This is a genomic window from Citrobacter sp. RHBSTW-00017 (genome assembly GCF_013797615.1).
Taxonomy (GTDB): domain Bacteria; phylum Pseudomonadota; class Gammaproteobacteria; order Enterobacterales; family Enterobacteriaceae; genus Citrobacter; species Citrobacter braakii.
In genome coordinates this window covers 4,818,251-4,837,850 of sequence record NZ_CP056899.1, presented here as the reverse complement: position 1 = coordinate 4,837,850, position 19,600 = coordinate 4,818,251, and the positions used below count along the sequence as shown (strand labels likewise).

Annotated in this window: 22 protein-coding genes; 10 read left to right on the top strand and 12 right to left on the bottom strand. The window is 51.1% G+C overall.

Features of this window, described 5'->3' with window-relative positions; translation table 11 throughout:
* Positions 1-64: 64 nt before the first annotated feature.
* The 5 genes from fieF to HV037_RS23270 all read left to right on the top strand — a co-directional run bounded on the left by fieF (position 65) and on the right by HV037_RS23270 (position 5,544).
* Complete coding sequence (gene fieF, locus HV037_RS23290; protein WP_016155246.1) at positions 65-967, top strand: CDF family cation-efflux transporter FieF; 903 nt, start codon at positions 65-67, stop codon at positions 965-967.
* Positions 968-1,152: 185 nt separating this feature from the next.
* Entirely contained in the window at positions 1,153-2,115 is a 963-nt protein-coding gene (gene pfkA / locus HV037_RS23285) for a 6-phosphofructokinase (RefSeq protein WP_003028778.1), read from the top strand.
* 207 nt (positions 2,116-2,322) lie between these two features.
* Positions 2,323-3,312, top strand: coding sequence for a sulfate/thiosulfate ABC transporter substrate-binding protein Sbp (sbp, locus tag HV037_RS23280; RefSeq protein WP_016155247.1), 990 nt, complete (start codon positions 2,323-2,325; stop codon positions 3,310-3,312).
* Positions 3,313-3,416: 104 nt separating this feature from the next.
* Positions 3,417-4,166 carry a CDP-diacylglycerol diphosphatase gene (locus tag HV037_RS23275; RefSeq protein ID WP_019077918.1) on the top strand — a complete coding sequence of 250 codons (750 nt, stop codon included), beginning with the start codon at positions 3,417-3,419 and terminating at the stop codon, positions 4,164-4,166.
* Between the two features lie 73 nt (positions 4,167-4,239).
* Positions 4,240-5,544 (top strand): SLC13 family permease, encoded by a 1,305-nt coding sequence (locus HV037_RS23270; RefSeq protein ID WP_103284381.1) that lies wholly within the window; start codon positions 4,240-4,242, stop codon positions 5,542-5,544.
* Between the two features lie 81 nt (positions 5,545-5,625).
* Here the strand turns inward: HV037_RS23270 and tpiA are convergent, their stop codons facing one another.
* Positions 5,626-6,393: a triose-phosphate isomerase gene (tpiA, locus tag HV037_RS23265; protein ID WP_003028783.1), complete on the bottom strand. Its 768-nt coding sequence runs from the start codon at positions 6,391-6,393 to the stop codon at positions 5,626-5,628.
* A 111-nt stretch (positions 6,394-6,504) separates the two neighbouring features.
* Positions 6,505-7,101 carry a YiiQ family protein gene (locus HV037_RS23260; RefSeq protein ID WP_016155250.1) on the bottom strand — a complete coding sequence of 199 codons (597 nt, stop codon included), beginning with the start codon at positions 7,099-7,101 and terminating at the stop codon, positions 6,505-6,507.
* A gap of 100 nt (positions 7,102-7,201) precedes the next feature.
* Between HV037_RS23260 and HV037_RS23255 the strand changes: the two genes are divergently transcribed.
* Complete coding sequence (locus HV037_RS23255) at positions 7,202-7,633, top strand: DUF805 domain-containing protein (protein ID WP_016155251.1); 432 nt, start codon at positions 7,202-7,204, stop codon at positions 7,631-7,633.
* 38 nt (positions 7,634-7,671) lie between these two features.
* Here HV037_RS23255 and fpr read toward each other — a convergent pair whose 3' ends face one another.
* From fpr to HV037_RS23235, 4 genes are all read right to left on the bottom strand, one after another.
* Positions 7,672-8,418: a ferredoxin--NADP(+) reductase gene (gene fpr, locus HV037_RS23250; RefSeq protein ID WP_103284380.1), complete on the bottom strand. Its 747-nt coding sequence runs from the start codon at positions 8,416-8,418 to the stop codon at positions 7,672-7,674.
* 95 nt (positions 8,419-8,513) lie between these two features.
* Positions 8,514-9,524: a class II fructose-bisphosphatase gene (gene glpX / locus HV037_RS23245; RefSeq protein ID WP_016155253.1), complete on the bottom strand. Its 1,011-nt coding sequence runs from the start codon at positions 9,522-9,524 to the stop codon at positions 8,514-8,516.
* Positions 9,525-9,659: 135 nt separating this feature from the next.
* Complete coding sequence (gene glpK / locus HV037_RS23240; protein ID WP_016155254.1) at positions 9,660-11,168, bottom strand: glycerol kinase GlpK; 1,509 nt, start codon at positions 11,166-11,168, stop codon at positions 9,660-9,662.
* Between the two features lie 22 nt (positions 11,169-11,190).
* On the bottom strand, positions 11,191-12,036 hold the full coding sequence (locus tag HV037_RS23235) for an MIP/aquaporin family protein (protein ID WP_016155255.1): 846 nt from the start codon (positions 12,034-12,036) through the stop codon (positions 11,191-11,193).
* Between the two features lie 428 nt (positions 12,037-12,464).
* Between HV037_RS23235 and zapB the strand changes: the two genes are divergently transcribed.
* The 3 genes from zapB (at position 12,465) to HV037_RS23220 (ending at position 13,613) form a co-directional block, all read left to right on the top strand.
* Positions 12,465-12,710: a septal ring assembly protein ZapB gene (gene zapB, locus HV037_RS23230; protein ID WP_019077914.1), complete on the top strand. Its 246-nt coding sequence runs from the start codon at positions 12,465-12,467 to the stop codon at positions 12,708-12,710.
* A 92-nt stretch (positions 12,711-12,802) separates the two neighbouring features.
* Positions 12,803-13,180, top strand: coding sequence for a hypothetical protein (locus HV037_RS23225; protein WP_233896665.1), 378 nt, complete (start codon positions 12,803-12,805; stop codon positions 13,178-13,180).
* Between the two features lie 43 nt (positions 13,181-13,223).
* Positions 13,224-13,613 (top strand): hypothetical protein, encoded by a 390-nt coding sequence (locus HV037_RS23220; protein ID WP_047415575.1) that lies wholly within the window; start codon positions 13,224-13,226, stop codon positions 13,611-13,613.
* 42 nt (positions 13,614-13,655) lie between these two features.
* Here HV037_RS23220 and rraA read toward each other — a convergent pair whose 3' ends face one another.
* Positions 13,656-14,141, bottom strand: a complete 486-nt coding sequence (rraA, locus tag HV037_RS23215) for a ribonuclease E activity regulator RraA (RefSeq protein WP_008787034.1) — start codon at positions 14,139-14,141, stop codon at positions 13,656-13,658.
* A gap of 237 nt (positions 14,142-14,378) precedes the next feature.
* Between rraA and HV037_RS23210 the strand changes: the two genes are divergently transcribed.
* A complete protein-coding gene (locus HV037_RS23210) occupies positions 14,379-15,026 on the top strand; it encodes an Arm DNA-binding domain-containing protein (protein WP_016157910.1) in 648 nt (215 codons plus the stop codon).
* A 265-nt stretch (positions 15,027-15,291) separates the two neighbouring features.
* On the opposite strand, the gene tssD is transcribed toward HV037_RS23210, so the two are convergent.
* The 5 genes from tssD to hslU form a co-directional block, all read right to left on the bottom strand.
* Complete coding sequence (gene tssD, locus HV037_RS23205; protein WP_075848790.1) at positions 15,292-15,792, bottom strand: type VI secretion system tube protein TssD; 501 nt, start codon at positions 15,790-15,792, stop codon at positions 15,292-15,294.
* 12 nt (positions 15,793-15,804) lie between these two features.
* On the bottom strand, positions 15,805-16,146 hold the full coding sequence (locus HV037_RS24855; RefSeq protein WP_336298143.1) for a putative T6SS immunity periplasmic lipoprotein: 342 nt from the start codon (positions 16,144-16,146) through the stop codon (positions 15,805-15,807).
* Complete coding sequence (locus HV037_RS23200) at positions 16,143-16,694, bottom strand: hypothetical protein (RefSeq protein WP_016157913.1); 552 nt, start codon at positions 16,692-16,694, stop codon at positions 16,143-16,145. Before HV037_RS23200 ends, HV037_RS24855 begins: the two co-directional genes overlap by 4 nt.
* A gap of 576 nt (positions 16,695-17,270) precedes the next feature.
* Positions 17,271-18,200, bottom strand: a complete 930-nt coding sequence (menA, locus tag HV037_RS23195) for a 1,4-dihydroxy-2-naphthoate polyprenyltransferase (RefSeq protein ID WP_019077909.1) — start codon at positions 18,198-18,200, stop codon at positions 17,271-17,273.
* Positions 18,201-18,267: 67 nt separating this feature from the next.
* Positions 18,268-19,599: an HslU--HslV peptidase ATPase subunit gene (gene hslU / locus HV037_RS23190; RefSeq protein ID WP_003028803.1), complete on the bottom strand. Its 1,332-nt coding sequence runs from the start codon at positions 19,597-19,599 to the stop codon at positions 18,268-18,270.
* Position 19,600 lies beyond the last annotated feature (1 nt).

Below are 19,600 nucleotides of genomic sequence, written 5' to 3'. Positions count from 1 at the left end.
CGGTTATTGCCTGACTGTTTTACTTCATCCGTTATACTAGCGGCATATCCTGGCAGGAGTGTTTATGAATCAAACCTATGGGCGGCTGGTTAGCCGGGCGGCAATCGCGGCGACCGTAATGGCATCGCTGTTACTTTTGATCAAGATTTTTGCGTGGTGGTACACCGGATCGGTCAGTATTCTGGCTGCGCTGGTGGATTCTTTGGTGGACATCGCCGCGTCGTTAACCAACCTGTTGGTGGTGCGCTATTCTTTGCAACCGGCCGATGATGAACATACGTTCGGACACGGAAAAGCGGAATCGCTGGCGGCGCTGGCGCAAAGCATGTTTATTTCCGGTTCGGCGCTGTTTTTATTCCTGACCGGGATTCAGCATCTCATCCAACCCACGCCAATGAAAGATCCTGGCGTCGGGGTGGTTGTCACCATCATTGCGTTAGTGTGTACAATCATTCTGGTCTCGTTTCAGCGCTGGGTGGTGAAGCGCACGCAAAGTCAGGCCGTTAGGGCGGATATGCTTCATTATCAGTCTGATGTTATGATGAACGGTGCAATTCTCGTGGCGCTTGGGCTGGCATGGTACGGCTGGCATCGCGCAGATGCCTTGTTTGCGCTCGGGATTGGCATCTATATTTTATATAGTGCATTACGCATGGGTTATGAGGCGGTACAGTCTTTGCTGGATCGCGCTTTACCCGATGAAGAACGTCAGGAAATTATTGATATTGTGACGTCATGGCCTGGAGTCAGCGGCGCTCACGATCTTCGCACGCGGCAGTCAGGGCCGACCCGCTTTATTCAGATTCATTTGGAAATGGAAGATAATCTGCCGCTCGTTCAGGCGCATTTAGTGGCTGAACAGGTAGAGCAGGCAATTTTACGGCGTTTCCCGGGATCGGATGTCATCATTCATCAGGATCCCTGTTCGGTCGTACCCAAGGAAGGCAAGATGTTTGAGCTTTTATAATTCGTTGTAAAAAAAGTGAACCGGGCCAGCATTTTGTGTATAAATTACCACCATTTGGCCTGACCTGAATCAATTCAGCAGGAAGTGATTGTTATACTATCTGCATATTCGTTGGATCGTTTCGATATGCGGAATCGACTTCCGGCAGCAGATTTCATTTTGCATTCCAAAGTTCAGAGGTAGTCATGATTAAGAAAATCGGTGTGTTGACAAGCGGCGGTGATGCGCCGGGCATGAACGCAGCAATCCGTGGTGTTGTACGTGCAGCGTTGACGGAAGGGCTGGAAGTCATGGGGATCCATGATGGCTACCTGGGTTTGTATGAAGACCGTATGGTTCAACTTGACCGCTACAGCGTGTCCGACATGATCAACCGTGGCGGTACATTCCTCGGTTCTGCCCGCTTCCCGGAATTCCGCGACGAAAACGTGCGTGCCGTGGCTATCGAAAACCTGAAAAAGCGTGGCATTGACGCACTGGTTGTTATCGGTGGTGATGGTTCATACATGGGGGCAAAACGCCTGACTGAAATGGGCTTCCCATGCATCGGTCTGCCAGGCACTATCGACAACGATATCAAAGGCACCGACTACACCATCGGTTATTTCACCGCTCTGGGTACCGTAGTCGAAGCGATTGACCGTCTGCGTGATACCTCTTCTTCTCACCAGCGTATTTCCATCGTTGAAGTGATGGGCCGCTACTGTGGCGATCTGACCCTGGCGGCTGCCATTGCTGGCGGCTGTGAGTTCGTGGTGGTTCCGGAAGTGGAATTCAGCCGTGACGATCTGGTTGCTGAAATCAAAGCAGGCATCGCGAAAGGTAAAAAACACGCGATTGTGGCGATCACTGAGCACATGTGTGACGTTGACGAACTGGCGCATTACATCGAGAAAGAAACGGGTCGTGAAACGCGCTCAACCGTACTGGGTCACATCCAGCGTGGTGGTTCTCCGGTGCCTTACGACCGTATCCTGGCGTCCCGTATGGGCGCATATGCCATTGAACTGCTGTTGGCCGGTCACGGCGGTCGCTGTGTAGGTATTCAGAACGAACAACTGGTTCACCACGACATCATCGACGCGATTGAAAACATGAAGCGTCCGTTCAAAGGTGACTGGCTGGACTGCGCGAAAAAACTGTACTGATTGTTTTTTTACGCGCCTGATGGCGCTAAGCGCATCAGGCCTACAGGTTGCAAAGACTTGTAGGCCTGATGAGCCGCTAACCACCATTCGGCACAATTCCCCGCATTTATTCCCCCAAGTTATAGCAAATCTTTTTTTATTCTTTAATGTTTGGATACCTTTCTGGCACGCTTTGCTCATCACAACACCACATAAGAGAGCTGGGCGATGAACAAATGGGGCGTAGGGTTAACATTATTGCTGGCATCGACCAGCGTTCTGGCAAAGGATATTCAGTTACTTAACGTATCGTACGATCCAACGCGTGAACTGTACGAGCAGTACAATAAGGCCTTTAGCGCGCACTGGAAGCAGGAAACGGGCGACAACGTCGTGATCCGCCAGTCGCATGGCGGTTCGGGTAAACAAGCGACCTCCGTCATTAACGGCATTGAAGCCGATGTCGTGACGCTGGCACTGGCTTACGACGTGGATGCCATTGCTGAACGTGGTCGTATCGATAAAAACTGGATTAAGCGTCTGCCGGATAACTCCGCGCCATACACCTCCACCATCGTTTTCCTGGTCCGCAAAGGCAACCCCAAACAAATTCATGACTGGAACGATCTGATCAAACCAGGCGTGTCGGTCATTACACCAAACCCGAAAAGCTCAGGCGGCGCACGCTGGAACTATCTGGCGGCATGGGGCTACGCCTTGCACCACAACAACAACGATCAGGCCAAGGCACAAGACTTCGTGAAGGCCCTGTATAAGAATGTTGAAGTGCTGGACTCCGGTGCGCGTGGCTCAACCAATACCTTCGTTGAACGCGGTATCGGTGATGTGCTGATCGCCTGGGAAAACGAAGCCCTGCTGGCGACAAACGAGCTGGGCAAAGACAAATTCGAGATAGTGACGCCGAGTGAATCTATCCTCGCGGAACCGACCGTTTCTGTGGTCGATAAAGTCGTGGAAAAGAAAGACACCAAAACGGTGGCGGAAGCCTACCTGAAATATCTCTACTCTCCGGAAGGTCAGGAAATTGCAGCGAAAAACTACTATCGTCCGCGTGATGCAGACGTTGCGAAGAAATACGAAAATGCATTTCCGAAGCTGAAACTGTTCACCATCGACGAAGAGTTTGGCGGCTGGACGAAAGCGCAGAAAGAGCACTTCTCTAACGGTGGTACGTTTGACCAGATCAGCAAGCGCTAAATAAGTCTGTGATTTACCGACCCGGTGGCATAACGCGACCGGGTTTTTTATTTGTCATGGTTTTGCGTTACTCTTGCCCTTCAATGAGATACAGGGAACGCGTAATGAAAAAAGCAGGCTATCTTTTACTGGCGGTGATTGTAGTCGCCGCTGCTGCAGGTATCGGGTACTGGAAATTCACTGGTAACCCGGACGCATTACGCCAGATTGTTCTTCAGCAATGCCTGCCGCACCAGTTGCAGCAGCAGGATCCCACGCCGTGCGCCGAAGTGAAGCCGGATGCCGGATATGTGGTGTTCAAGGATCGTAACGGCCCACTGCAATACCTGTTGATGCCGACCTGGCGCATCAACGGAACGGAAAGCCCGCTGCTGCTGAAATCAGGTACGCCGAACTTTTTCTGGCTGGCCTGGCAGGCGCGCAGCTTTATGAGCCAAAAATACGGTCAGGAAATCCCTGACAAAGCGGTATCGCTGACCATTAACTCGCGTAGCGGGCGTACGCAAAATCATCTGCATATTCATATCTCCTGCCTGCGAACCGATGTCAGAAAACAGCTGGATGACAATCTGGCGAAAATCAGCACTCGTTGGCTGCCATTACCGGGTGGGCTGCGCGGTCATGAATATCTGGCGCGTCGCGTCACGGAAAATGAACTGGCGCAACGCAGCCCGTTTATGATGCTGGCAGAAGAGGTGCCGGATGCGCGTGAGCACATGGGCAGCTATGCGCTGGCGATGGTGCGTCAGAGCGATGAGTCCTTTGTCCTGCTGGCGACCCAGCGCAATCTGTTGTCGCTCAATCTCGCCTCCGCTGAGGAAATTCAGGATCATCAATGTGATATTCTGCGTTAACCCCACCTAATCTGGCATTTACTCCGCATGTCTGTCCCCGTATTCTTGTTGAAAAAAACAACAGGAGACAGGCATGTCGCTCTGGCTTACACACCCTCTGTTTATCCCCTCTCTGGTGGTTGGCATTACCATCCTGCTCTGGGCGACGTCGCTACTGCCGGAGTTTATAACGGCGCTGCTGTTCTTTGCCGTAGCAATGGTCGCCAAAATCGCACCTGCGGATGTGATCTTTGGCGGATTTGCGTCTTCGGCATTCTGGCTGGTCTTTAGTGGTTTTGTGCTGGGTATCGCGATTCGCAAAACGGGGCTGGCGGACAGGGCGGCGAGAGCGCTGTCATCGCGATTGACCGATTCCTGGCCGTTAATGGTAGCGAGCGTGGTGCTGCTCAGTTACGCGCTGGCGTTTGTGATGCCGTCCAATATGGGGCGTATTGCGCTGCTGATGCCGATTGTTGCCGCAATGGCGAAGCGTGCCGGAATTAACGAGGGTACGCGCGCCTGGTATGGTCTGGCGCTGGCCGTCGGGTTTGGGACGTTCCAGCTTTCCGCGACCATTTTACCCGCTAACGTGCCCAATCTGGTAATGAGCGGCGCGGCGGAAGGCTCTTACGGCATCCACCTCAATTATCTTCCCTATTTGCTGCTGCATACGCCGGTTCTGGGCTGGCTTAAAGGCGCGGTGCTCATCATGCTTATCTGCTGGCTGTTCCCTGGCAAGCCCCACGCACCGCGCGATCTCACGCCAGCGGAACCAATGAGCCGGGATGAAAAACGCCTGGCCTGGATGCTAGCAGTGGTGCTGCTGCTGTGGGTAAGTGAAAGCTGGCACGGTATAGGGCCTGCGTGGACCGGGCTGGCGGCGGCGGTTATCACGCTGCTACCACGGGTTGGTTTTATCAATGGCGACGAGTTTTCCTCCGGGGTAAATATCAGGACCTGCATTTACGTGGCGGGGATTCTGGGGTTGGCAATTACCGTTACCCAGACCGGCATTGGCAATGCAGTGGGCGAGGCGCTGTTACAGGTGATGCCGCTGGATGCGGAAAAACCATTTACCAGCTTTCTCGCGCTGACCGGCATTACCACCGCACTCAATTTTATTATGACGGCGAACGGCGTTCCGGCGCTGTATACCACTCTGGCGCAAAGTTTTGCCGATGCGACTGGGTTCCCGCTGCTGTCGGTAATTATGATTCAGGTATTGGGGTATTCCACACCGCTACTGCCGTATCAGGCTTCGCCGATTGTGGTGGCGATGGCGCTTGGGAAAGTGCCTGCGAGGGCGGGGATGCTGCTGTGTATCGCGCTGGCGACGGCAACATATCTGCTTCTTCTGCCGCTGGATTATCTGTGGTTTAGCGTGTTGGGTAAGTTGTAAAAAAAGCCCGGTAGCGCTAACGCTTACCGGGCCTACAGTCTTGGAGGACGGGTCAGCGAAGCGCTACCCGCCTCAACAGCATTACGCCTGTTTAGCCGCTTCTGCTGCTTTAACGATGACCGCGAAGGCATCTGCTTTCAGAGAAGCACCGCCAACCAGCGCGCCATCGATGTCCGGCTGAGCGAACAGTTCTGCTGCGTTCGCTGCGTTTACGGAACCGCCGTACTGGATGATAACTTGTTCAGCGATTTTCGCGTCAGCTTTAGCAATGTGGTCACGAATGAATTTGTGAACAGCCTGAGCCTGAGCAGGAGTTGCAGATTTACCGGTACCGATAGCCCAAACTGGTTCGTAAGCGATAACGACGCCTTCGAATGCTGCCGCGCCCTGAGTTTTCAGAACGGCGTCGATCTGACGTGCACAGACTTCTTCAGTTTTGCCCGCTTCGTTTTCTGCTTCGGTTTCACCGATGCACAGAACCGGAGTCAGACCTTGTTCTTTCAGCACGGCGAATTTTTTAGCGATCAGCTCGTCAGACTCTTTGTGGTAAGTACGACGTTCAGAGTGACCGATAATGATGTACTGCGCGCCGATATCTTTCAGCATTTCAGCACTTGTTTCACCGGTAAATGCGCCAGACAGGTTCAGGTCAACGTTCTGCGCGCCCAGGATAATGTGGCTACCGGCAGCGGCGTGTTTCGCCAGGTCGATATACATTTCCGGCGGAGCGATTGCTACTGCACAGCCAGCAACGCCAGCCAGTTCTTTACGCAGATTAGCAACCAGTTCGTTTACCATGTGGCGGCTGCCGTTCAGTTTCCAGTTACCCATCACTAAAGGATGTCGCATTTCATTTCTCCACGCTTGTCAGCGAATTAAGGAATATGGCCGCCCGTCAGGGCAGCATGGTCTGTGAAACAGTATAGAGATTCGTCTGCGGAAAGGCTTTGCTTTTTGTCATCAATTCGCCTTCTCAAGACTTTCTGATAGTGCCAGCTTAATCGGTTCAACAGCGAAGGTCAGCCCTTTTTCACCGTTATCTGCCACAACATAGCGAATTGCGCCTTCTGTTTCGGCGTAATAGTGTTTACCTTTGCCGGCAGCGAGTAGTTTTTGCAGCTTTTTCTGGCTCTGTTCTTTCGTCAGTAGCGGCGCGACGGTACGAATGACGGCGGTCATGTATTCCAGCGCTTTCGCTTTGGCCGCCTTTTGTTCTGGTCCCTGAATCGGCAACCAGGTTATCTGCATACTTTTGATTTTTAGCGTGCCGCGCTCAAGGGCGGAGGACGCATACAGGTTTTCATTGATTTTACTGGCCGCGCGGGTGAGGTTTGCCCGATCGCGGCTGCTGTCGATGGCGCGGAACTCATTCAGGATAAGCTTCGGATTCTGCGTATTAAAGTTTTCGCGAAACTGGCTAATCGACAGGTCAAAGGTCGGCGCACCCGCCAGTAAATAGGGGGCTGTGGTTGCCGTCGATGGCTCTTCCGCCCGTGCCGCAACGCTCGCGGTGAAGGCTGAAAACAATAATAAAAACAGTGTAAATCCTTGCTTCATCAATCGTACCTTTCGTTATGACTGCTCACGATTAAAACGGTAACTGTCGGGCTTGTCAAAAGGGTAAACTGTTCTGGAAGGTAATAATAAAGGAACTTACATGACCATACAGCAGTGGTTATTCTCATTTAAAGGGCGCATCGGGCGCCGTGATTTCTGGATTTGGATAGGTCTGTGGATCGTCGGAATGCTGGTTTTGTTCTCGCTGGCGAGCAAGCAATTACTCGATATTCAGACTGCGGCATTTTGTCTGGTTTGTCTGCTATGGCCGACGGCGGCAGTGACGGTAAAACGCCTGCACGATCGGGGACGTTCTGGAGCGTGGGCGCTGCTGATGATTTTGGCGTGGATGCTGCTGGCCGGAAATTGGACGATGTTACCCGGCGTCTGGCAATGGGCGGTTGGTCGCTTTGTTCCGACGCTCATTCTGGTCGGCATGCTCATCGATCTGGGCGCGTTCGTTGGCACCCAGGACGAAAATAAATATGGTAAGGATACGCAGGACGTAAAGTACAAAGCCGAGCGCCAGTAGTTGTCGACCGGAGAAGCGCAAGCGCCTCCCGGCAACCCTCACCAGTAGTGTTCAGCAGTCATATGGCCCGGTCGACGGCGCAGGTGTTTGGTCATCTCCCGGGTCTCTTTCAGCAGTTGCTGCGTGTCGCGTACCATTTGTGGATTTCCGCATAGCATCACATGGCTGGTTTCTTTATCCATTGGCAGCCCTACCGCCTTTTCCAGTTCACCGCTGTCAATCAGCGCCGGTACACGCCCGGTCAGCGAATCTACGGCTGTCTCACGGCTAACAACCGTCTGGATGCGTAATTTACCTTCGTAGCGCTTTTCCAGCGCCTGCATCAATGGCAGGTAGCTCAAATCGGCGGCATAGCGTGCGGCGTGGACCAGCACCAGATTTTTAAAGCGACCCAGGTCTTTGCCTAACTGCAGAATCGACAAATACGGGCCGATAGCTGTGCCGGTTGCCAGCATCCATAGCGTTTCGCAATCAGGGACTTCATCCAGCACGAAGAAACCAGCGGCCTCACTCACCACCTGAACTTCATCGCCAGGCTTTAGCGCCGCCAGTTGAGGGCTGAGTTTGCCGTCGGGAACCGTCACCAGATAAAATTCTAAGTCGGGGTTATCGGGCGCATTCACGTAGGAATAGGCGCGCTGGACGCGCTCACCGTCGATCTCAAGGCCAAGCTTGGTGAACTGACCTGCAGTGAAAGGAAGAACCGGAGCTCGCACGGTCAAACTAAACAGGGCATCGGTCCAGTTCTGCACCTTTGTGACTTTGCCTGTTACCCAATCTGCCATGGTTTTCTCCTGTCTGCTTTGATTGCCTTATCTTCGTTCGTTGGACGAAAGATTTCCAGCCCGGATGGGCTGGAAGGCTCTATTGATCAAATCAATTACAGGATGTGCGCCTGCACATCGGGATCTTTGCGATCGAGGTAGTGAATCGACTGAATGCGGCGGATCGTGCGCGATTTGCCGCGGATCAACAGCGTTTCGGTGGTTGCGATATTGCCTTTACGGCTAATCCCTTCCAGCAGATCGCCTTTGGTGATGCCGGTAGCGGAGAAAATGACGTTGTCGCTGCGCGCCATTTCATCCAGACGCAGCGCTTTGCCCGCTTCAATGCCCATCGCGGTGCAGCGGGCCAGTTCCTGTTCGCCAATACGACGGTTCTCTTCGCTGTCGCCTTTGACGTCATGGCGCGCCAGCAGGCGGCCCTGCATGTCGCCGTCCAGCGCGCGGATGACGGCCGCGGAAACCACGCCTTCCGGAGCGCCGCCAATACCGTACAGCACGTCAACTTCGCTGTCAGGCATACAGGTCAGAATCGAGGCCGCAACGTCGCCGTCAGGAATGGCGAAGACGCGCACGCCCAGTTTCGCCATCTCTGCAATAACCTCGTCATGGCGTGGTTTTGCCAGGATGGTGACGGTCAGGTCACTCAGTGGTTTGTTCAGCGCGGCTGCAATGTTTCGTAGGTTGGTTTCCAGTGACAGGTTCAGGTCGATGGACCCTTTTGCGCCAGGGCCGACAATCAGCTTTTCCATGTACATGTCTGGCGCGTTCAGGAAACAGCCTTTATCTCCTACAGCCAGCACCGCCAGCGCATTCGCCTGGCCCATTGCCGTCATACGCGTGCCTTCGATAGGATCGACGGCGATGTCGACCGCATCACCGTGGCCGGTTCCGACTTTCTCGCCGATAAACAGCATCGGCGCTTCATCAATCTCACCCTCGCCAATCACGATGGTGCCGTCGATGTTGACCTGGTTGAGCATAATACGCATGGCGTTCACCGCCGCGCCATCAGCGGTATTTTTATCGCCGCGGCCCAGCCATTTATAGCCAGCCAGCGCGGCCGCTTCGGTCACGCGTGAAAATTCAATGGCAAGTTCTCGTCTCATTGCAAACTCGTAGCTGAAAGGAATGGCGCGAAGTGTAGCACAGGGGAGGGGACTAGATTATTGATGTGTGTGCGGGGTTGCCCCCGCACGAAGATATTGCCGGACAAGGTAACGTCGCCATCCGGCAATGACGAATTACTCGTCGTGATCTTCCCACGCCATGGCGCGTTTGACCGCTTTTTTCCAGCCGCTGTAACGGAAATTACGCTCGGTGGTTTCGATGCCCGGGCGGAATTCACGCTCGATGACCGCTTTCTCCTGCAGTTCATCCAGATTCTGCCAGAAACCTACTGCCAGACCGGCAAGGTACGCCGCACCCAATGCGGTGACTTCGCGGACTTCCGGGCGCTCAACGCGCGTGCCGAGAATATCGGACTGGAACTGCATCAGGAAGTTGTTGGCGACCGCACCGCCATCGACGCGCAGGGCGTGCAGGCGAATACCGGAATCAGCCTGCATCGCTTCCAGTACGTCACGGGTCTGGTAAGCGATAGACTCAAGCGTTGCGCGGATGATGTGGTTGGAGTTTACGCCACGGGTCAGGCCGAAGATGGCTCCGCGTGCATACGGGTCCCAGTACGGTGCGCCAAGGCCTGTGAATGCCGGAACGACGTATACGCCGTTGGTGTCTTTCACTTTGGTGGCGAAATATTCAGAGTCGAATGCATCGCTGATGAGTTTCATTTCATCGCGCAGCCACTGGATGGATGCGCCAGCCATAAATACCGCACCTTCCAGCGCGTAGTTCACTTCCCCGGTCGGTCCACAGGCGATGGTGGTCAGTAGTCCATTTTCGGACTTAACGGCTTTCTCGCCAGTGTTCATCAGCATGAAGCAGCCGGTACCGTAAGTGTTTTTCGCCATCCCTTCCTTCACGCACAGCTGGCCAAACAGAGCGGCCTGCTGGTCACCGGCAATACCGGAGATAGGAATACGAATGCCGCCTTTACCACCGATGTTGGTCTGGCCGTACACTTCAGAAGAACGACGCACTTCTGGCAGCATTGCACGCGGAATATCCAGCGCATCCAGCATCGTGTCATCCCAGTCCAGGGAGTGGATGTTGAACAGCATGGTACGAGAGGCGTTGGTGTAATCCGTTACGTGTACGCGTCCCTGCGTCATTTTCCAGATAAGCCAGGTGTCTACCGTACCGAACAGCAGTTCGCCGCGACGAGCGCGCTCACGTGAGCCTTCTACGTGGTCGAGGATCCACTTCACTTTAGTGCCGGAAAAGTACGGGTCAATTACCAGACCCGTGTTATTACGGATGTACTCTTCCATACCGTCGCGCTTGAGCTTTTCGCAGATATCCGCGGTACGACGACACTGCCACACAATTGCGTTATAGATAGGTTTACCGGTCTCACGTTCCCAGACGATGGTGGTTTCACGCTGGTTGGTAATACCGATCGCTGCAATTTCATCGGAACTGATATCGGCTTTCGCCAGAACTTCTACCAGCGTGGAGCTTTGGGTCGCCCAAATTTCCATTGGGTCATGTTCTACCCAACCTGCTTTCGGGTAGATTTGCTCGAATTCGCGCTGTGAAACGCTAACGATATTCGCATCGTGGTCCATTACGACCGCGCGGGAGCTGGTGGTGCCCTGGTCGAGCGCAACGATATATTTTTTTTCAGTCATGATTATTTGTCCCGTAGTCACATTACTGCGAAGCTTTTTGTTGAGTGTTGGTCGCAACGTCTTTCTCTTCAATCGCGCAGACATCGCACGGTAAATGGCGACCAATCAGTTTGCGATATGCCCATGCGCCTAAAATCGCGCCGGTAATCGGGCCAAACACCGGGACCAGGAAGTAAGGGATATCACGACCACCCGTGAAGGCAATCTCACCCCATCCGGCCATCCAGGCGAAGAGTTTCGGTCCGAAGTCACGTGCCGGGTTCATCGCAAAACCTGTCAGCGGACCCATGGAAGCACCAATAACGGCAATCAACAAGCCGATCAGCAGTGGTGCCAGCGGACCACGAGGTACACCGTTACCATCGTCGGTCAGAGCCAGAATCAGCCCCATTAGAATAGCGGTAATGACCATTTCAACCGCGAAGGCCTGCACAAAATTGATATGCGGGTTCGGATAGGTCGAGAAAGTACCTGCCAGACCCAGGCTCTCGGTACTGCCGCGCACGATATGGTTAGTTTGTTCGAAATCGATGAAAAGATTGTAATAAAGCCCGTAAACCAGTGCCGCTGCGCAAAAGGCGCCGGCAATTTGCGAAATAATAAAAGGAGCAACTTTGCGTTTATCAAAACAGGCGAACAGCCAGAGTGCGATGGTTACCGCTGGATTCAGGTGTGCGCCAGAAACGCCTGCAGTCAGATAGATAGCCATCGCTACCCCCAGACCCCAGATGATACTGATTTCCCACTGACCAAAAGTAGCCCCAGCAACTTTGAGTGCAGCGACACATCCCACACCGAAGAAAATCAACAACCCGGTACCGAGGAATTCAGCAATGCACTGGCCTTTTAAGGTTGATGTTTGACTCATAATCGGATCCTGAAGAGAGTTTAATGTTTATTGTATGCGAGAAGGTCACTGACATCCCCGGAGCCGGTAGGCACACTGTTAATTTATCGTTAACGCTCAAAAACGAGAAATATCGAAATTGAAATGTGTGTACTCCATCAACAAAATGAGCGTTATCGCGCCATTTCGAGGTATTTGTTATACAAAAATAGTGTGAGCTGAATCATTTCAATGATCAATTCGTTAACACTTAAGAGTTATGATAGTAATGTCACCAGGAGAAAGACGAAAAGTGTTGCAAACCGCAATCTGCGCGGGATGCCGCTGGACAGGGATGACGCGGCTTCATACAATCGGTGTTAAGTAGAGTGCGCTCGTTTTTATTAAGGCGTCGCCGGTTATCGGGACGAGGATTTTTATCCATCAACGCCTTGCAATTCAGGAGAGGTATGACGATGTCATTAGAAGTGTTTGAGAAACTGGAAGCAAAAGTACAGCAGGCGATTGATACCATCACGCTGTTGCAGATGGAAATCGAAGAGCTGAAAGAAAAGAACAACTCACTGTCGCAGGAAGTTCAGTCTGCACAGCAGCAGCGTGAAGAGCTGGAGCGTGAGAACAACAACCTGAAAGAACAGCAGAACGGCTGGCAGGATCGTCTGCATGCCCTGTTGGGGCGTATGGAAGAAGTCTAATTCTGATTTCTTTAAAAAGGCATCCATAATGGATGCCTTTTTACTATGTAGACTTTAGGATATCGTAATTCTTAAATTTCAAAGAATACGATATGACAAAAAGAAGCGATATTATTGATAATTCGGATCGATTTATCACCAGAGATATTAGATATGGTCTTATCTATAAAGATAATCTAGGGTGGATTGATTTAGGCCACGCTAATCCGGCAGGCGCTGAAAAATTATGGTTTGAAATGACAAGACCTCGTGGTGGTGATAGTGAATTTTATGAAGTAAATTACCATCAAAGCATGTCTAAAAGCATTCACGGTCTAAATATTAATACTGGTATATATCGTAGATTCATGGTGCGACGAGGATTGCAGGAGCGAATTCTGCAAGGTATTGCTTTGTCTATATTCTTGAGTACGTCACATCGTTTCGAATCCTTACAGGATTTTTGGCCTTACACTTATTTATGGATGTAATAAAACCAGTTGTGAATCCAAATTATGTTCGGGAACGCCGTATATGACGTTTCGACGATTAGGTGTTATTATTGTATCTATGCTTTTTTTTGCGCTGCTTTATTGTTATTTCATGGTGAGTGTCTTTACAAAAAAATGTTATACGCAGCATGATTTATTAATTTATCAGTTATTAACGCCGAAATTGATTAAACAGGTTCCAAGGGTATCCAGCGACTGGTTTTTTGTAAGCCATACAGATGAGGGTAGCCATCTTCAACGCAGTGAAATAGTTTTTACGGGGATACCTAAGAATGATATTCACAGAGCAGAAGAAAAATTAAACGCATACGTTGAATCTTATCCTGCAAGTCGCGAGATGATGAGTGTCGTTGTTGAAGCAAGAGCTGGGAATTATGATGTTAAGGTCATTCACTACAAATCGGATGAATGAAGAAAATAAAAGGCCATCAAACTTGCTGATGGCCTTTTTCACTTACTCGATATCGAGCGGGTCTTCGGAGAGGATTATCCCGGTGTTGTCGGCGTACAGGTGGTCGCCGGAGAAGAATGTCACGCCGCCAAAGTTGACGCGCACATCGCTTTCCCCAATCCCCTCTCCTGAAGCACCTACCGGAATTGCGGCAATCGCCTGAATGCCGATATCCAGTTCTTCCAGATCGTCTACCTGGCGGACTGAGCCGTAGATGACCAGACCTTCCCATTCATTCTGTACGGCCAGTCGTGCCAGTTCGGCATCGACCAGCGCACGACGGACAGAACCGCCGCCATCGACCAGCAGAATGCGACCACGGCCATTTTGTTCGAGCAGATCGTACAGCAACCCGTTGTCCTCGAAACATTTTACCGTGATGATTTGTCCGCCAAACGACGACCGTCCTCCAAAGTTAGAGAACAGCGGTTCCACGACGTTGACATCTTCCTGATAGATGTCACAAAGCTCGGATGTATCGTATTTCATAGGCTTAACGTTCAGTTGCTGCGAGAATTTTCAGTATATCGCGCTATGTGTACTGTTGGCAAAATCATCAATTGTTAATTAGTGTCCAGATCAATAACTATTCGTATTTTTCATTGAAAAACAGGTGATTACTGATTTTGAAAACAGCCGATAATGACCTGAAATTACCCGTATTTCCCTCTGTAAAGTATCCCCGAGGTATCTCCGGAAGATTGCTGGAGCATAAAAGAAAGCCCTATGAGAACGATCAGATTCACCAAAGCCGTGCATCAGGAACTCCCCGTTCCTGATGCCGGCAAACGCCTTGAATATGCTGATAGTGTCGTTAATGAGTTGCGGCTGCGCGTTACGTCTAGTGGCAGCAAAAGTTTTTGTGTGTCCCGAAAGCGCGACGTAAAATTTTACCGTGTGACGTTGGGCAAGTTCCCGGATATGACTATTGAGCAGGCCAGAGAGCGGGTATATAACGCCTTAAGTGAAGTAGCTATCACACGGCGTAACCCGAACGAACGGCGGCGTGAAGAGAAAAAATGGGCGGTAACGCTGTCTGATGCTTTGGATGAGTACATCAAATCCCGGTTGGCTACCGGGCGTATAAAAAAACGACCAGCGAAAAATATGAAGACACCATCAATAATTATTCTGGTGACTGGATGGTTCTTCAACTTTCATCTATCACGTGTGAAATGGTGGAAACGAGACACTAGATCATTACCGGGCATGGCATATGGTTTGGTGGCCCGTTCAGGCGTGAAGAAAAAGGCAGTAAAGCCCAGGCTGATTTATGGGCACGTGTTCTGCGTGCTGTCTATCGCTATGCATATGATAGCTACCGTGATAAAGATGGCGGGAGATTGTTACCGGATCCGCCCACAACCATTTTAAGTACAAAAATGCTTTGGAATGGAAATACACGGAGAACAACTAAAATCAGAAATAATGATTTAGGCCGCTGGCTCAAGGCCCTTGATACCGTAAGACAATGGGCTATAGCAGGCTATAAAGTTGTTGCATTATTGGTTTGATTTACGTTGAATTGATGACCAAGTACGCTCGTATTGCAAGTAAGCGTGTTCGGGAATAGCGACGTGTATTGCAGGTTGTCTGCTAAGTGTTCTTTATTTTCAGCAGATCTGCCTGCCAATTCGATTTACCTCTGCTGCTGGTTGTAACCAACCGGGCGGCTCCAGTCATCGTCGTATTTGATATTCCCTTCGATATAAAACCACTCAATGCCTGAGTAGGTGATGGCTATATTTTCCATCATGCCCGGAGTGTGGGAACCCGGCATATAAGCATGAGCAGCATTGACGGACATGATTACGATGTTGTTAAGCGTAATTCGGTAAATCTCGTATTCGACACCCGCCTCGTTGATGTCGTAATAGTGGATTACTGCCTTTTGCAGCCGCTTACTTTGGCAGACTGCAACCGCAAAATATGGCGAGGTCTTATCAATCTCTTTGTGCAGGGTAAAAGCGTTGTGTTCGCGCGAACCCATCAGCTTACCAGTGTTGCGGCATGTGTTTTGGTACACACCGTAACTGCTGTTCATGATTTCAATTGCACCCTCACGGCCCTGCGCCATGCAACTGCCTTTGATCAGCTGTCCATTTTCATCATAAATATACATATAAGCTGGTAATGACATTTATAGATTTCCTTATTTTGTGCTTAATATTTGCCCGTTTCTGTCGATGAAAAAGTTGTAACGGTAATTCTTTCCGTTCAACGTGTATGAAGCCGCATAGATATAGCCCGGCGTTATCGGTATTTTTAAGCACGTTTCAGGATAGGAGAGAGCTACATGCGAATTTTCCGCCAATGTCTTGTATTCATTCCCCTGCTCAGAATAAACGCCGTATCGGCTCAGAACGTCCGATTTATTGACAGAGAAGCAAAGCGAATTATTTATAATGGGGAAACTACGCCATGGGGGAACGCTATCGCCAGCGCCACACCCAGTCAGCGCAAAAAAGGCAGGAATGAGAAAGTAGTGTTTCAATGCGGAAACCTCCCTAACACTTTCTCATAGCGGGATATGAGGCTAAGGACAGGTTCAGATGGATCGTAATCCTTGAGGAGATACAAATCAGAGCGGTTGCCGAATCCATACGTTTTAAGCAGCCAATAATCAGCCACCATTGCAGCCTGCTGCTCTAAGCCGTAATCCAAGAGTATGGCCTTATCCAACGTGTAATAGTAATCAACTGCCCAAGAGAACAGGCCCCGCATCCTTACCATCATCCCGCGCTGATGCTGCCAGACGTGCATCATTTCATGTAAAAAAAGATGCTGCCCACTAACGCGATCGTTATTAACATGCGGCTGTGAAAAGTCAGGCTCATAAGTACCTTCCTGAAAGTACAACTCGCCGTTGGGCGTCATGGCGTAGTTGTTCTTTTGGAGGTTGAAAGGTAGATAGCTGCTGCGGTGGATCCAGACTTCGTTATAGCGGATGGTGAAAGCGTAGAGGGTACGGGCCAGGTTAATCTCACCAAGCGTTAACAGCCGTAACCCGCCCCGGTCTATATCGTTCATTTCCCTTATCATTGAAGACATCATCCATTGGTAAAAACACCTTAATACGCCTTAAAGTAAATTTTTTCCTGTTAAAAAATGCGGGGAATATCCGAAATTGTCAAAAACTGCGGCTACGCCGCTTCTAGCGTTAAGCCCCCTGGTTTGGGGGGCAACCGTACGAGATCGGACGCTAAAAACGTAACCTTATGAATTTAAATCTACAAATTCGTGGCGTTGTCGGTCAGGTTTACGTTGATTTGATTACTGGGTTTATTAAGACCGTTAATGCCGGAAACCGCACGGATACTGGCATTAATGGCAAAAGTAAATAAAACCCTCATTTTCTTTACTCGCCCAACCTGCATTAAAAAATGCACTTAGCGTAAGCTCTCGTACGGTTGGGCTTCAGACCCCGTGATCGGTTAAGTAAGCTGGGAAACGCTGATTTTAGTACTTATAGATTACGGTGTTTACCGTTCGTTGGTATCCCCGAGGTATCCCCGGAAAATATAAAAAACATGGAAAAACCTCGCGCCCCTCTATTTGTAAGGGTTGCGAGGCGTTATGCGATTCTAAAAATTGAAATTGTTAATTGATATTTGTCAGTTAAAGAGACCACTGACTTAAGAAAATTCCAACGACAAACAGCAAGTTAGTTAATAGCGCCGCTTTTACGGTGCGTTCCAGCATCGGACGCATTGCCGCAGGATCCATTTCGCGCATCACGTAACGCGCCTGTTTGAAAAGCAGCGGAGCGGCAAGGATAAACAGCCATCCCCACAGACTTTGTAGCGAAAACAGGTTAAACAGCGCCAGGCAGACCAGCGTACCCATCAGCAGGCAGGCATGGTAGCGGCGGGCATTGACGGCACCTAAACGTACTACCAGCGTGTTCTTGCCGTTCTCTCTGTCGCTGTTGATATCGCGCAGGTTGTTGATGTTGAGCACGGCAGTTGCCAGCAGGCCACAGGCGGTGGCAGGCAGAATCAGCGCCGGAATCAGCGTATGCGCCTGCAGATACCAGCTTCCCATCACGCTAAGCCAGCCAAAGAATACCAGCACGGAAATATCGCCCAGACCGATATATCCGTAAGGGCGATTACCCACGGTGTAGGTGATCGCCGCGATAATCGACAGGCCCCCAAGTACCAGGAAACCGACAAAATCCGCCAGCGTGTGACAGGCTACAGCAACCAGGGCCAGACCCGACAAACAGATCAACACCACGGTGACGATCAGCGCACGCTTCATCTGCTGTTGGGTGATAACCCCTTTTTGCATACCGCGCAGCGGTCCAATGCGGTCGGGCTTGTCGCTGCCTTTGACCGCATCGCCATAGTCGTTAGCGAGATTGGACAGAATTTGCAGCAGTCCTGCTGTAATCAATGCCAACAGAGCAACCAGCGGATCGAAGTATCCTTGCCACCATGCTAATGCCGTACCGACGATGATCGCCGCGAAGGCGAGCGGTAAGGTCTTAGGTCGTAAACTTTCCAGCCAGGCTTGTGAGCGGCTAATTTTTTGTTGTTCAGTCATATTTAGCGCCAATAAAAATGGGGCTTTATCAGCCCCATCAACAGTGATGAAAATGCATTGAACGCGATTATAGGATAAAACGGCTCAGATCTTCATCTGCGACCAGCGCATCCAGATGTTTGCTCACATATTCGGCATCAATTGTGATGCTTTGGCCGTTTAAATCGCTCGCATCATAGGAAATATCTTCCATCAGACGCTCGAGAACGGTATGCAGACGACGTGCACCGATGTTTTCGGTGGTTTCATTGACCTGCCAGGCCGCTTCGGCAATGCGTTTAATGCCCGATTCGGTGAAGTTGATGTCCACACCTTCGGTCGCCATCAGCGCTTTGTACTGGACGGTGATGGAGGCATTCGGTTCGGTAAGGATACGCTCAAAATCGCTGGTGGTCAGCGCCTGCAGCTCGACACGAATCGGCAGACGACCCTGCAGTTCCGGGATCAGGTCAGACGGTTTCGCTACCTGGAATGCGCCAGAGGCAATAAACAGAATGTGGTCTGTTTTCACCATACCGTGTTTAGTGGAGACCGTGCAGCCTTCAACCAGCGGCAGCAGGTCGCGCTGTACGCCTTCACGGGACACGTCCGGGCCGGAGGATTCGCCGCGCTTACAGATTTTGTCGATTTCGTCGATAAACACGATTCCGTGTTGCTCAACGGCGTCGATAGCTTCCTGTTTCAGCTCTTCCGGATTCACCAGTTTGGCCGCTTCTTCTTCAATCAGCAGCTTCATCGCGTCTTTGATTTTCAGCTTACGCGGTTTTTGCTTCTGACCGCCCAGGTTCTGGAACATGGACTGTAGCTGGCTGGTCATCTCTTCCATTCCCGGAGGCGCCATGATTTCAACGCCCATCGGTGCGGCCGCGAGATCGATTTCGATCTCTTTATCATCCAACTGGCCTTCACGCAGTTTTTTACGGAACGCCTGACGCGCTGCAGAAGGTTCCTGCGGCTGCTCTGACTGTCCCCAGTTATTTTTAGCTGGTGGGATCAGCACGTCGAGAATGCGCTCTTCCGCCATCTCTTCGGCACGGAAGCGGTTTTTCTCGATGGCCTGAACGCGGACCATTTTGATGGCAGCATCGGTCAGATCGCGGATGATAGAGTCAACTTCTTTACCAACATAGCCGACTTCGGTGAATTTCGTTGCTTCAACTTTGATGAACGGCGCGTTGGCCAGTTTTGCCAGACGACGGGCGATTTCGGTTTTACCGACGCCGGTTGGGCCAATCATCAGAATGTTTTTCGGCGTAACTTCATGGCGCAGCTCTTCGTTGAGCTGCATGCGGCGCCAGCGGTTACGCAGGGCAATCGCCACGGAACGCTTAGCGTTATCCTGGCCGATGATGTGTTTGTTCAGTTCGCTGACAATTTCGCGTGGGGTCATTTCAGACATG